The sequence below is a fragment of the Streptomyces corallincola genome (genome assembly GCF_019104725.1).
Lineage (GTDB): Bacteria > Actinomycetota > Actinomycetes > Streptomycetales > Streptomycetaceae > Streptomyces > Streptomyces corallincola.
The window spans coordinates 126,724-139,734 of sequence record NZ_JAHRXF010000002.1 but is presented as its reverse complement, the minus strand read 5'-3'; the positions used below and the strand labels follow the sequence as shown (position 1 = coordinate 139,734).

Here is a 13,011-nt window from a genome sequence, read left to right as displayed (position 1 = left end):
CCGGACCGCCGGTAAGTGCATAATCGCACCGAACCGGCGGTGCCGGACCGACGCGGGAGGACAGCACATGGCGTGGCTGCTGGTGATAGTGGCCGGAATTCTGGAGACCGGTTTCGCCGTGTGCCTGAAGCTGTCGCACGGGTTCACCCGGCTCTGGCCGACGATCGCGTTCGCCGCGTTCGCGCTGGGCAGCTTCGGTCTGCTGACCCTCTCGCTGAAGAAGCTCGACGTGGGCCCGGCGTACGCGGTGTGGACCGGGATCGGCGCGGCGGGCACCGCGATCTACGGCATGGTCTTCCTCGGGGACCTCGTCTCCACCCTGAAGCTGCTCTCCATCACCCTGGTCATCCTCGGGGTGATCGGCCTCCAGCTCTCGGGGTCGTCCCACTAGTCCCACCAGGGCCTGTCCGAGCGGCCCCGGGGACCGGAACCACGGGTCCCCGGTCGGTCCAGCCCCGCAGGGTCCGCCGTACGAGGTCCCCCGTGCCGCCGCCGCCCGGCGGGGCGCAGACGCAGGACAGGCCGACGCGGACGGCGAGTTCGCAGGCGCGGGTGAGGGCGACGACGTCCTCGGGGGGCGCGGCGGGCGGCAGCAGCGCGGTGACCGCGCGGTCCCGGACGAGCCGTACGAACTCGCCGGGCGTCGGCACCGGCGGCGGGCCGGGCAGCCACTCGTTCCAGCAGCCGGTGAGCAGGGCCCGCAGCAGCGCGTTGTCGCGGGCGGCGGACGCGGTCCACTCGGCGGCGGCGGTCAGCCGGTCGCCCGCGTCGGTGTGCGCGGCCAGCGCCCGGTCGATCCCGGCGAGATAGCCCTCGGCCTCCCGGCGCACCAGCGCCCGCGCGAGCCCTTCCTTGCCGCCGAACTCGTTGTACAGGGTCTGCCGGGACACCCCGGCGGACGCGGCGACCTCGACCATGCGCACCGCGGACCAGGGTCGGCGCGCGAGGGCGGTGCGGGCGGCGTCCAAGAGCGATTCCCTGGCTGCGGGCATCATCGCCTCCCTGGAGGGGGCCAGCGGCTGAGCACCCAGATTTGACGCGCCCACCAGCACTGTCAAGGGTGCGCGTCGGCGCGCGGGAGCACCTGTCCGTACCGGGACGCCCCGCGCGCACCGGGTGCCCCGCCCGTGTCTCCCGTCCGGTCCGGCCCCCCTTGTGGCCCGGAATGGTCCGGGCCGATACGGTTCCTGACATGCCGGACTACCTCGACGACCTCCGTCTCGCCCATGTCCTCGCCGACGCGGCCGACGCCGCGACCACGGCCCGTTTCAAGGCGCTCGACCTCAAGGTCGAGACCAAGCCGGACATGACCCCGGTCAGCGAGGCGGACAAGGCGGCCGAGGAGGTGATCCGCGGCCATCTCCAGCGGGCCCGCCCGCGCGACGCGGTCCTCGGCGAGGAGTACGGCGTGCGGGGCACCGGCCCACGCCGCTGGGTGATCGACCCGATCGACGGGACCAAGAACTACGTGCGCGGGGTGCCCGTCTGGGCGACCCTGATCTCGCTGATGGAGGCGGGCGAGGGCGGTTTCCGTCCGGTGGTGGGCCTGGTCTCGGCGCCCGCGCTGGGCCGCCGCTGGTGGGCGGCGGAGGGGCACGGCGCGTTCACCGGACGCGGTCTGACCTCGGCGTCCCGCATCCACGTCTCCCGCGTGGGCCGCCTCGCGGACGCCTCGTTCGCGTACTCCTCGCTGTCGGGCTGGGAGGAGCAGGGGCGCCTGAACGGCTTCTTGGACCTGACCCGCTCGGTGTGGCGGACCCGCGCGTACGGCGACTTCTGGCCGTACATGCTGGTCGCCGAGGGTGCGGTGGACCTGTGCGCGGAGCCGGAGCTGTCGCTGTGGGACATGGCGGCGAACGCGGTCATCGTCACCGAGGCGGGCGGCACCTTCACCGGTCTGGACGGGCGGCCCGGTCCGCACAGCGGCAACGCGGCGGCCTCCAACGGGCTGCTCCATGACGAGCTGCTGGACTTCGTCAACCAGCGCCGCTGAAACCCGCGCCGCCGAGCCCCGCATCGCTGACGCCCCGTACCGCTGACACCTCGTACGGCTGGAACCCGTACGCCTGTGCCTCGTACCGGCGCTGCCGTGGGTCGGCGGGGTGCCGCGCGCGCCCTCGACCGGCCGCACGCGCCCCCTTGTTGACCCGCTCTTTACCTGCCACTCTGAAGCCACCCCCATTTGTGCGTTTGTGAACCCCGGCCGGTGTGCGCGGCGCGGGATTCGCGGGTTCTCCCAGGAGGTGGCTCCGCCCCATGCTCGTCCGTGACGCCATGAGCACCGTGGTCCTCACCCTCGGCCCCGACCACACCCTCCGCCAGGCAGCCGCGCTGATGTCCGCCCGCAGGGTGGGCGCGGCCCTGGTCCTCGACCCCGACGCCGGCGGCCCCGGCATCCTGACCGAGCGCGACATCCTGAACTCCGTCGGCCTCGGGCAGGACCCGGACACGGAGCGCATCCACGCCCACACCACCAACAACGTGGTCTTCGCGGCCCCGGCCTGGTCGCTCCAGGAGGCGGCCCGCGCGATGGCGCACGGCGGGTTCCGCCATCTGATCGTGCTGGACCGGGGCACCCCTGCGGGCATCGTCTCGGTCCGCGACATCATCCGCTGCTGGGCCCCGACGGAAGGCCGCCTGGCGGCCTGAGCGACCCCCGGCCCCCCGGCATGACCCTCCGGACAGACGGATGGACCGGCCCCCCGGGGGAGCCGGTCCATCGCCGTTCGGCAAGCGGTCCAGTGCTGGAGATCAGCCGCGCAGGGCCTGTACCGCGGCCTCCAGCCGCTTGCCGAAGTCCTCGTCCGCGGCGCGGAAGTTGCCGATCGCCCGCTCGGCGATGTCGGCGCGGGAGACGCCCGCGAGGGAGCCCGCCAGGTTGGCGATGAGCCGCTCCCTGGCGTCCTCGGGCATCAGCCGGTAGAGGTCACCGGCCTGCCGGAAGTCGTCGTCCTCGGCGTGCACCGGGGTGACGTGGGCACCGGTGGCGCCGGACACCGCGACCGGCTCCCACAGCGCGCGGCCGGTCTCGGCGGGCCCGCCGAAGCTGTTGGGCTCGTAGTTCTTCGCGCCCTCGTGGCGGCCGTCGTAGAGGAAGCCGTCCCGGCCGTGGGTGCGCGCCTCGGTGGCGTGCGGGCGGTTGACCGGCAGGTGGTCGGCGTTGACACCGACGCGGTAGCGGTGGGCGTCGCCGTACGCGAACAGGCGGCCCTGGAGCATCTTGTCGGGCGAGGGGCCGATGCCGGGCACGAAGTGGGCCGGGGAGAAGACCGACTGCTCGACCTCCGCGAACACGTTGCGCGGGTTCCGGTTCAGCTCCAGGCGGCCGATCTCGACGACCGGGTAGTCCGCGTGCGGCCACACCTTGGTCAGGTCGAACGGGTTGAACCGGTACGTCGCCGCGTCCGCGACCGGCATCAGCTGCACGCCCACGGTCCAGCTCGGGAACTCCCCGCGCTCGATGGACTCGCGCAGGTCCCGCTGGTGGGAGTCGGGGTCCTTGCCCGCGAGGACCTCGGCCTCCCCGGCGGTGAGCGTGCGGATGCCCTGGTCGGTCTTGAAGTGGTACTTCACCCAGTACGCCTCACCGGCCGCGTTGCTCCACTGGTAGGTGTGCGAGCCGAAGCCGTCCATGTGCCGGTACGACGCCGGGATGCCCCGGTCGCCGAACAGCCAGGTCACCTGGTGCGTGGACTCCGGCGACAGCCCCCAGAAGTCCCAGACGTTGTCCGCCTCCTGGCTGCCCGTGTACGGGTCGCGCTTCTGGGTGTGGATGAAGTCGGGGAACTTGATCGCGTCCCGGATGAAGAACACCGGGGTGTTGTTGCCGACGAGGTCGTAGTTGCCCTCCTCGGTGTAGAACTTCAACGCGAAACCGCGCGGGTCGCGCACGGCGTCGGCGGCGCCCAGGTTTCCGGCCACGGTGGAGAACCGCAGGAAGACCTCGGTCTCCTTGCCGATCCCGGCGAGGAACGCGGCCCGCGTGTACGGCGTGACGTCGGCGGTCACCGTGAAGGTGCCGTACGCCCCGGCGCCGCGGGCGTGGACGACGCGCTCCGGGATGCGCTCGCGGTTGAAGTGGGCGAGCTTCTCCAGGAGGTGCTGGTCCTGCACCAGCACCGGGCCGCCGGTCCCCGCGGTCTCGCTGTTCTGGTTGTCCGCGACCGGTGCCCCGGCCTCCGTGGTGAGCGGTCCCTGCGTCACGCGTGCCTCCTGCGATTGCTGCCACCGGCCCTGACGACCGGCCGGTGTCTGTTCAGCGGCCCGGTCCCTGTTCCTCGACCAAAGCCAGGCTCGATCCTACATTGGACTTAGTCCAAGTCAAATGCCGATCCAAAACAACACCCGTTCGGAATCCGGAGCGCGGACTGTTACCCTGACGGACATGAGCGACCTTCTGGAACGGCTGCGCGGACGCGGATGGCGGATGACCGCGCAGCGACGTGTCGTGGCCGAGGTCCTCGACGGCGAGCACGTACACCTGACCGCCGACGAGGTCCACGCGCGGGCCGTCGTCAAGCTGCCCGAGATCTCACGGGCCACCGTCTACAACACCCTGGGCGAGCTGGTCTCGCTCGGCGAGGTGCTGGAAGTGGCCACCGACCGGCGCGCCAAGCGGTACGACCCGAACGCGCACCGCCCCCACCACCACCTCGTGTGCGCCCACTGCGGCGCGATCCGCGACGTGCACCCCTCGGGCAACCCGCTCGCCGACCTCCCGGACGCGGAGCGCTTCGGCTTCACGGTGTCCGAGGTCGAGGTGACGTACCGGGGCCTGTGCCCGAACTGCGCGGGCGCTTAGCCGCGCACCGGAGATGACAGAAGAGGGGCCCCGCGCGGGGCCCCTCTTTCCGTTGCCCTCCGCGCTCGCCTTTTGCGTGCGCGCGGCCGCAAACGCACCGAGGGCCGGAATCCGTTTCTCGGATTCCGGCCCTCGGCCTTGAGTAGCGGGGACAGGATTTGAACCTGCGACCTCTGGGTTATGAGCCCAGCGAGCTACCGAGCTGCTCCACCCCGCGTCGGTGAACACGACACTACGCGAGAGGAGCGCGGCGAGGCAAATCCATTCCGCGAAGCCTCCGGCGGCGTCGGCCGGAGAAGGAACCGTCCGCTAGGCGGACAGTTCCTGGCGCAGCGCGTCCCGCAGTCGGCCCGCCCGCTCCGCGACCTCGGCGGGACCGAGCGCGACCGCGCGGTCGGCCCAGTACTGGCCCTCCGTGAGGTCGCCGCGCCGCGCGCAGACCAGGGCGAGGCGCAGCGCCGCGCGGCCGTGACCGGCACCCGCCGCACGCTTCCACCACATCGCCGCCTCCGGCTCGCTGCCCTCACGCGCCAGCAGCAGCCCGAGGTTGAAGGCGCCGTTGCGGGAGCCCGCCTCGGCCGCCTCCCGGTACCAACGGGCCGCCTCGACCACGTCGCCGCGCGCGGCGGCCAGCATGCCGACGCGCACCTGGGCACGCCGGTGCCCCTGGGTCGCGGCCCGCTCGTACCACTCCTCGCACTCGGTCTTCTCGTGCGCGATCTCGCCCAGTTCGTGCGCGGGCTCCGGCGGACGGCGCGCGTCCAGCACGGTGGCCAGCCGGTACGCGGCCTCCGCGCTGCCGCCGCCCGCCGCGCACCGCAGATGCCGCTCGGCCGCCTGCTCGTCGCCCTCCCGCAGCCGCGCGATGCCGACCTGGAGGGCCGCCTCGGTGTGCCCGGCGGCAGCCGCCCGCTCGTACCAGCGCAGCGCCTGCCGGGCGTCCTCGGCGGTGTCCCGCCCGGCGTGCAGGATGCCCAGGTTGAACGCGGCGTCCACACTGCCCGCCTCGGCGGCCTTGGAGAACCAGGGCTGCGCGCCGCCGGAGTCGCCCATCCGCAGCAGCAGGATGGCGAGCGCGTTGGCCGCCTCCCGGTGCCCGGCGTAGGCGGCCCGGCGGTACCACTGCTCGGCCTGCGCGGTCCGGCCCTGCTCGGCGCAGAGCAGCCCCAGGTTGTACGCCCCGTTGTCGTCACCGGCGTCCAGAGCGGCCCGGTACCAGCGCTCGGCGGTCTGCGTCTCGCCCCGCTCGGCGTACAGCGCGCCCAGGGCGTTGGCGGCGTTGCCGTCGCCGTCCTGGGCGGCTCTGAGCCACCAGACGGCGGCGCTCTCGGTGTCCCCGGCGTCGCGCAGCAGGAAGCCCAGCGCGCAGGCGGCGCGCGGCTCGCCGTCCTTGGCGGAGGTCAGATACCAGCGCCCCGCCTCCTTCAGCTCGCCGCGCCGCTCCAGGATGGCGCCGAGGTGCAGCGCGCCCTGCCGGTGACCGCGCGCGGCGGCCTGCCGGTACCACTGCTCGGCCTCCTCGGCGGCGCCGTCGGCGGGCCTGCGGGCCGTCCCCTCGGCGTCGGCGGCGGGGTCGAGGGAGCGGGCCAGCCGGTAGGCGGCCTCGCGGTGGCCGCGCTCGGCGGCGGCCCGCATCCAGTGCCCGGCGCCGCTGTCGCCCCGGTGCTCCAGGAGGTCGGCGAGGGCGTAGGCGCCGAGGACATGGCCCTGTTCGGCGGACTGGCGCAGCCAGTACTCGGCGGCGGGCTCGTCGCCGCGCTCGCGGTGATGGCGGCCGAGGGCGTGCGCGGCGGGCGCGGACCCGGCGACGGCGGCGACCCGCCACCATCCGGCGGCCTCGTCCACATGGCCGCGCTGGTGCAGCAGGACACCCAGGTTGTTGGCGGCGGCACGGTCACCGGCCGCGGTGGCGGCGCGCAGATGGGGTTCGGCCGCGTCCAGGTCACCGGCGCGCAGCAGCATCGCGCCGAGCACGCTCATCGCCTCGGCGTCCCCGGCGCGCGCCGCGAGCCGCAGCCTGACCTCGTCCGCGACCTCTCCCGTCTCGGCCATCTCGTCCCGCACCGGGTCCTCACCCGAAGGCCGCACAAATCGCCCTGTCGTGAACAGAGTTGCCTTGTCCCCCATAACGTCCATCGTCGCACCACCCGTAACCTGGGTACACCCGGTATACGCCAAGCCATTGAGGTCACTTCAGCGTTTTATCGACATGCCCACAGAGAGACAAGTGAAACACGAAGGTCCCAACTCCCCACGGCGGCACGGCCGTACCGGTTTCCAGCACAAGGGTTCGCACACCACAAAGGCCCGGATTCCTGAGAATCCGGGCCTTTGAACTGTAGTAGCGGGGACAGGATTTGAACCTGCGACCTCTGGGTTATGAGCCCAGCGAGCTACCGAGCTGCTCCACCCCGCGCCGTTGTGTGTCAACCGTACCACGGCGCGGGAGGGCTGTGATCAGCTCTTCTTCCCCCCGGAGCCGCCGGAGCCCGCGCCGGGCTTCGCGGTCGCCCTCGCCTGGGCCTCCTCGGCCCGCTTCAGGGCGTCCTCCAGGTCCTTCTGCGCCTTGGCGTACGCACCCCAGTCCGGGCCGTCGGGCGCCTTGAGGGCGTCCTTCCCGGCGTCCACGGCCTTCTGGGCGTCGTCCAGGGCGGCCTTCACCGAGGGGTCGGTGGTGCTCGGCGGGGTGGTGCCGGTGTCCGGGGGCGGGGGCGAGCCGTCCGTGCCGAACACCTTGTCCAGCGCCTCGTCGAGGGTGTCCTCGAACGCGGTCCGGCCGCCGTAGGTGACGAGCACCTTGCGCAGCAGCGGGTACTTCAGCTCGCCGCCGCGCACATAGACGGGTTCCGCGTACAGCAGGCCGCCGTCGAGCGGGACGGTGAGCAGGTTGCCGTACTCGACCTTGGAGTGGCCTCTGCTGAGGAGGCTGATCGTCTCGGCGATGTCCTGCTCGGAGTTGAACTGGCTCTGCACCTGTTTGGGCCCGGCGACCGTCGTACTGGTCGGCAGCTTCAGGATTCTGATCCGGCCGTAGTCCGAGGTGCGCGGATCGGAGTTCACGGCCATGAACGCGCCCAGGTTGTCCCGGCCGTTGGGCGTGAAGGTGGTCGTCAGCGAGAACGCCTGCCGTGCCTGATCGGGCATCTTCATGCTCAGGTAGTACGGCGGGACCGCGCTGCGCGAGTCGTTGCTCGGGTCGTCGGGGACCTGCCACACCTCACTGCCGCTGAGGAAGGTCTGCGCGTCGGTGACGTGGTACTGGGTGAGCAGTTCGCGCTGGACCTTGAACAGGTCCTGCGGGTACCGGAGATGGTCCATCAGCGCCGTCGAGATGTCCGACCGGGGCTGCACCGTACCGGGGAACGCCTTCATCCAGGTCTTCAGCACCGGGTCGGCGCTGTCCCACTGGTACAGCTTCACGGCGCCGGTGTAGGCGTCCACGGTCGCCTTGACCGAGTTGCGGATGTAGTTGACCTGGTTCTGCTGGGCCACCACCGCACGGGAGTTGTTGGCGGCGGTCAGCGAGTCGGCCGTGGTGTCGCCCAGGGTGGTGCGCGAGGCGTACGGATAGCCGTTGCTGGTGGTGTAGGCGTCCACGATCCACTGGATGCGGCCGTCGATCACCGCCGGGTAGGCGTCGCCGTCGATGGTCAGCCAGGGGGCGACGGCCTCCACGCGGTCCTTGGGCGTGCGGTTGTACAGGATGCGCGAGCCCTTGCCGATGGCCCCGGAGTACAGGATCTGCGGCTCGTTGAACGCCACCGCGTAGGCGGCCCGGTTGACCGCGTTGTCGAGGTTGACCCCGCTCCCGCCGGTGTAGCTGGTGGTCTTCTCGCCCTCGTCGTCGGAGTAGTCCACCTCCTTCTGCGGGCCGCCCACGATGGAGTAGGTGGTGGTCTTCTCGCCGTAGTAGATCTGCTGCTGGTAGGTGCCGAGGTCGCCGCGCGAGGGGAGGTTCTTCTCGGTGAAGACCGGGCGCCCCTCCTCGTCGGCCTCGGTGCCCTTGGCGGCGACCGCGCCGTAGCCGTGCGTGTAACGGAAGTGGTCGTTGATCCAGTTGTTCTTCGGGATACCGTCCAGGTTCAGCTCACGCAGGCCGATGACGGTGTCCTGCTCCTTGCCGTCCACCCGGTAGCGGTCCACGTCCAGGTTGTTCGGGAACCCGTAGTAGTTCCTGATCTGCTGGAGCTGCTGGAAGGTCGGGGAGACGACGTTCGGGTCCATGATGCGCAGGCTGGCGGTGTCGGCCACCTTGTCGCGCAGCCCGGCGAGGTCCTTCGCCGACGAGGTGCCCGGATACTCGCTGACCCTGGTGTCGTCGATGCCGTACGCCTCGCGGGTCGCCTTGAGGTTCTTCTGGACGTACGGCGCTTCCTTGGCCTGCTCGTTGGGCTGGACCTGGAACTTCTGCACGATGGCGGGGTAGAGCCCGCCGATGAGGATCGCGGAGAGCACCATCAGGCCGAAGCCGATGACGGGCAGCTGCCAGGTCCGCCGCCACAGCGTGGCGAAGAACAGCAGCGCGCAGATGACCGCGATGCAGAACAGGATGGTCTTGGCGGGCAGATACGCGTTGGCGTCCACGTACCTCAGGCCGGTCCAGTTGTCGGTGGCCCGGAAGTCGCTGGACTTCACGGCCAGGCCGTACCGGTCGAGCCAGTAGGCGACCGCCTTGAGCGCCACGAACACCCCGAGCAGCACCGAGAGGTGGCCGGTGGCGGCGGCGGTGGCGCGGGCGCCGGGGCTGGTGACGCGCAGTCCGCCGTACAGGTAGTGCGTGAGCGCGGCGGCGATCAGGCCGAGGATGGTCGCGGCGAAGCCGAAGCCGAGCAGGAACCGGTACCACGGCAGGTCGAACGCGTAGAAGGCGACGTCCAGATGGAACTGCGGGTCCTTCTGGTGGAAGGGCACCGCGTTCACCCACATCAGCCAGGTGCGCCACTGCCCGGCCGCCGAGGCACCGGCGATCAGCCCCACGACGGCGGACACCGCGAGCAGCAGCCACGTCTTGTACGGCGCGATGCCCATGCGGTAGCGGTCGAGGTTCTGCTGCTCCAGGGACATGGCGCTCAGCGGGGGACGCATCCGGTGCGCCAGCCAGACGTTGAGCCCCACGACGACGGCCATCAGCAGGCCGAAGACGAAGAACAGCCCGATCTTCGTCCACAGCGTGGTGGTGAACACCGAGGAGTACCGCACCGAGCGGTACCACAGCCAGTCCGTCCAGAACCCCGCGAACATGGTGAACGCCATGCCGAGGACGGCGAGGACGCCCAGGGTCATGAGCAGGGTCCGGGCCCGCCGGGACGGGCGGCCCGCTCTGATCCGCGGTCCCGTCGGGCCGCCGCCGCGGTCCGGCATCTGGAAAGCCAAGGTGCGCACCTCGAAGTTCGCTGTCGATCCGTCAGGTCCGGCGTTCGCGGACCTCGGGCGGCCCCCCGAGATCGCGGGCCCCCACCTATGCCAACTTACTCACGGTTTACTCGGTTCCCGATTCCGGCCGCGAACGAGGCAGGATTGTGACCATGTCCAACACACCGATGGCAGGAAACCCGCTGACCCGCGCCGTACTGGAGATCGACGAGTACGCCTCGGGGCTCGGCTGGGACCGGCCCGCACGACTCTTCGCCCTGGTAGACACCGCGCGGCTGCGCACCCAGGAGCCCTCGCTCGCCACCCAGCTCGGGCTCGACACCGAGTCCGAGTCCGCCGGACTCACCCCGATCGAACAGGACGAGGTGCCGGCCGACCGCGCGCTGGACGAGTTCCTCGGCACCATCGCCTGGCCGGACGCGGTGGTGGGCTGCGCGCTCACCGTGGAGCGGCTGATGCTGCCGCCGTCCGCCGAGGCGCAGGTCCCCAAGGGGCTCAGCGACGCGAAGCTGACCCGCTGGGTGGCCGAGCACCCGGAGCGGCAGGAGGTGCGGATGACGGTGGCGGTGCTGCGCGACGGCACCCGTGACGCGGCGGTGCGGCTGCGCGAGAAGGACTCCCCCACCGAGGTGCTCACCGGCCGGGATCTGGTGCCGGGCCTGGCGGACGCGCTGGCGGCCACGTTCGAGGACTGAGGGCTCGGAGCGACACGGCCGAGGGGCGCCCCTTTCCGTCCTGGAAGGGGCGCCCCTCGGTACGTACCGCCGCGCGTCGTTCAGCTCTTGGCGCACCTGGGGAGGTCGGAGGTGTGGCCCTCGCGGATGTCCTTGAGGGCGCCGAGCGCGTCCCCGATGGTGCGCACCTTGACGAGGGTGAGCCCGTTCGGGGTGTCCGACGCGGCGGCGGCGCAGTTGTCGGCGGGCGTCAGGAAGTACAGGGCGCCCTTGTCGCGGGCGCCGACGGTCTTCATCTCGATGCCGCCGATGGGCCCGACCGTGCCGTTGTCGTCGATGGTGCCGGTGCCCGCGACGAATGTGCCGCCGGTGAGGCTGCCCGGCGTCAGCTTGTCGTAGATGCCGAGCGCGAACATCAGGCCCGCGCTGGGCCCGCCCACGTCCGCGAGCTTGATGTCGATCTTGAACGGGAAGGTGTGGTCGGTCCCGGCGGAGATGCCGACGATGGCCCGCTCGGGTCCCTCGTCGTGGGAGGCGGCGGTCCGCACGGTGATGTCGCGGGTGGTGGTCGCCGTCCGGTTCGCCTTCTCGGCGGCGGCCTGGTCCTTGGCCGGGACCACCGTGAACACCACGTCCTGGCCGGGCTTGTGCCGGGTGACCAGCTTGGCCACGTCACCGGGCTGCGTGACCGCCTTGCCGTCCACGGCCTTGATCACGTCCCCGGCGTGCAGCTTCCCCTCGGCCGGGGAGCCCTTGACGACCGTGGAGACGATCACCCAGGACTTCACCGGGACGTGCAGTTCCTTCAGGGCGGCGACCTTGGCGCTCTCCTGGGACTGCGAGAACTCCTCGGCGTTCTCCTGGGTGGACTGCTGCTCGGTCTTGCCGTCCGGGTACAGCGTGTCGTGCGGCACGACCTTGTCGTCGTGCGCCAGCCAGCCGTAGACGGCCTCCACGAGGTTCATCCGGTAGTCGGCGCTGGTGACCCGGACCGTGGTCATGTTCAGATGGCCGTCGGTGGGATACGTCCTGCGCCCGGAGATCTGCAGCACCGGCTCGCCGCCGTGGTCCCCGAGCGTGTTGACGGTCGGCCCCGGCGACATCTCCGAGTACGGCACGGGGATGAGCACTCCCGCGCACAGGAGCGCGATGAGCATCAGGGTGGAGGCGAGCATCGTCGCGGTGCGGCGTGGCATGCACCGACAGTACGTGACGCCTCTGTCAGCGCACTGTCAGGGCACCCGTGCGGGCCGGCTCAGGCGCCGCGCGCTCCACTGTCCGACTTCTCCATCGCCTCACGGAACCGGGCGTACCCGTCGAGTTCGGGCCCGTCGCTGCGGGCCCTGCGCGTCCGGTTGGCCCAGCTGCCCCACAGAGCGGCACCGACCGCCGCCACCAGCGGGATCAGCAACCAGGCGAGCGCCGCCATGCCGACCGACCTCCCAACCCCATGAGCGTCCGCGACTGACTGATCAGCAGATTAACCATTCGCACAGACAACGCTCACGGCAGGGGGCCGGTTACGCAACCGGAGGCCGCGGTGGGCCGGACGGGTGCGCGGGCCGCCCGGTCAGCAGGCGCCGACCCATTCGTCGGTGCCGTCGGAGAACGTCTGGTGCTTCCAGATGGGCACCTGGTGCTTGATGTCGTCGATCAGCCGACGGCAGGCGTCGAAGGCGTCGCCCCGGTGCGCGCAGGACACGCCGACGACCACCGCCAGATCCCCGATCGCCAGATCGCCCACCCGGTGGACGGCGGCCAGCGCCCGCACCGGGAACTCGACGGCGACCTTCTCCGCGATGCTCCGCATCTCGGTCTCGACCGAGGGGTGGCAGGAGTAGCCGAGCCCGGACACGTCGGAACCGCCGTCGTGGTTGCGCACGGTGCCGACGAACAGGGCGATCCCGCCCGCCGCCTCGTCCCCGAGAGCACGGAACACCTCGTCCAGCGACAGCGGGGACTCGCGTACCGCGATCAGCCTGACCGGGTCGTCGGCCGCCTGTTCGCCTGGATGACTGTTCATGGGTGCCATGCCTCAATGGTGCCGTACGCGCCGGAGGAGGTGGAATACGACGTCCGCCGGGCACCCGCCCGGCCGCGTTTGGCCGATCCCGTGTCAGCCGTACGGCCCAACGGGCGCCTCCCGCCTCGGGAAGCGGGCGT

At 71.5% G+C, this 13,011-nt stretch carries 12 protein-coding genes and 2 tRNA genes; 5 read left to right on the top strand and 9 right to left on the bottom strand.

Annotated elements, in window-relative coordinates; genetic code table 11:
• Positions 1-67: 67 nt before the first annotated feature.
• Positions 68-391, top strand: a complete 324-nt coding sequence (locus KUM39_RS02165; RefSeq protein WP_217783609.1) for a DMT family transporter — start codon at positions 68-70, stop codon at positions 389-391.
• Here KUM39_RS02165 and KUM39_RS02160 read toward each other — a convergent pair.
• Positions 345-992 carry a TetR/AcrR family transcriptional regulator gene (locus tag KUM39_RS02160; RefSeq protein ID WP_217783608.1) on the bottom strand — a complete coding sequence of 216 codons (648 nt, stop codon included), beginning with the start codon at positions 990-992 and terminating at the stop codon, positions 345-347. The genes KUM39_RS02165 and KUM39_RS02160 overlap by 47 nt on opposite strands.
• Positions 993-1,192: 200 nt before the next feature.
• On the opposite strand from KUM39_RS02160, the gene hisN reads away from it, so the two are divergent.
• Positions 1,193-1,993 carry a histidinol-phosphatase gene (hisN, locus tag KUM39_RS02155; RefSeq protein ID WP_217783607.1) on the top strand — a complete coding sequence of 267 codons (801 nt, stop codon included), beginning with the start codon at positions 1,193-1,195 and terminating at the stop codon, positions 1,991-1,993.
• 263 nt (positions 1,994-2,256) lie between these two features.
• Positions 2,257-2,649 (top strand): CBS domain-containing protein, encoded by a 393-nt coding sequence (locus tag KUM39_RS02150; RefSeq protein WP_217783606.1) that lies wholly within the window; start codon positions 2,257-2,259, stop codon positions 2,647-2,649.
• A gap of 102 nt (positions 2,650-2,751) precedes the next feature.
• Here KUM39_RS02150 and KUM39_RS02145 read toward each other — a convergent pair whose 3' ends face one another.
• Positions 2,752-4,203, bottom strand: coding sequence for a catalase (locus tag KUM39_RS02145; protein ID WP_217783605.1), 1,452 nt, complete (start codon positions 4,201-4,203; stop codon positions 2,752-2,754).
• Between the two features lie 181 nt (positions 4,204-4,384).
• On the opposite strand from KUM39_RS02145, the gene KUM39_RS02140 reads away from it, so the two are divergent.
• The gene (locus KUM39_RS02140; protein WP_217783604.1) at positions 4,385-4,801 is read left to right on the top strand and encodes a Fur family transcriptional regulator; all 417 of its coding nucleotides are present in this window, start codon (positions 4,385-4,387) and stop codon (positions 4,799-4,801) included.
• A 143-nt stretch (positions 4,802-4,944) separates the two neighbouring features.
• Here the strand turns inward: KUM39_RS02140 and KUM39_RS02135 are convergent.
• From KUM39_RS02135 to KUM39_RS02120, 4 genes are all read right to left on the bottom strand, one after another.
• Positions 4,945-5,018, bottom strand: a tRNA-Met gene (locus KUM39_RS02135).
• A 92-nt stretch (positions 5,019-5,110) separates the two neighbouring features.
• Positions 5,111-6,928: a tetratricopeptide repeat protein gene (locus KUM39_RS02130; protein WP_372455694.1), complete on the bottom strand. Its 1,818-nt coding sequence runs from the start codon at positions 6,926-6,928 to the stop codon at positions 5,111-5,113.
• 215 nt (positions 6,929-7,143) lie between these two features.
• Positions 7,144-7,217, bottom strand: a tRNA-Met gene (locus KUM39_RS02125).
• Positions 7,218-7,258: 41 nt separating this feature from the next.
• Positions 7,259-10,162 (bottom strand): UPF0182 family membrane protein, encoded by a 2,904-nt coding sequence (locus KUM39_RS02120; protein ID WP_217783763.1) that lies wholly within the window; start codon positions 10,160-10,162, stop codon positions 7,259-7,261.
• A gap of 164 nt (positions 10,163-10,326) precedes the next feature.
• Here KUM39_RS02120 and KUM39_RS02115 point away from each other — a divergent pair, with 164 nt between their 5' ends.
• The gene (locus KUM39_RS02115; RefSeq protein WP_217783602.1) at positions 10,327-10,869 is read left to right on the top strand and encodes a PPA1309 family protein; all 543 of its coding nucleotides are present in this window, start codon (positions 10,327-10,329) and stop codon (positions 10,867-10,869) included.
• A gap of 80 nt (positions 10,870-10,949) precedes the next feature.
• On the opposite strand, the gene KUM39_RS02110 is transcribed toward KUM39_RS02115, so the two are convergent.
• The 3 genes from KUM39_RS02110 to KUM39_RS02100 form a co-directional block, all read right to left on the bottom strand.
• The gene (locus tag KUM39_RS02110; RefSeq protein WP_217783601.1) at positions 10,950-12,044 is read right to left on the bottom strand and encodes a YlbL family protein; all 1,095 of its coding nucleotides are present in this window, start codon (positions 12,042-12,044) and stop codon (positions 10,950-10,952) included.
• Positions 12,045-12,103: 59 nt separating this feature from the next.
• A complete protein-coding gene (locus KUM39_RS02105) occupies positions 12,104-12,277 on the bottom strand; it encodes a hypothetical protein (RefSeq protein ID WP_217783600.1) in 174 nt (57 codons plus the stop codon).
• 141 nt (positions 12,278-12,418) lie between these two features.
• Positions 12,419-12,880, bottom strand: coding sequence for a molybdenum cofactor biosynthesis protein MoaE (locus KUM39_RS02100; RefSeq protein WP_217783599.1), 462 nt, complete (start codon positions 12,878-12,880; stop codon positions 12,419-12,421).
• Positions 12,881-13,011 lie beyond the last annotated feature (131 nt).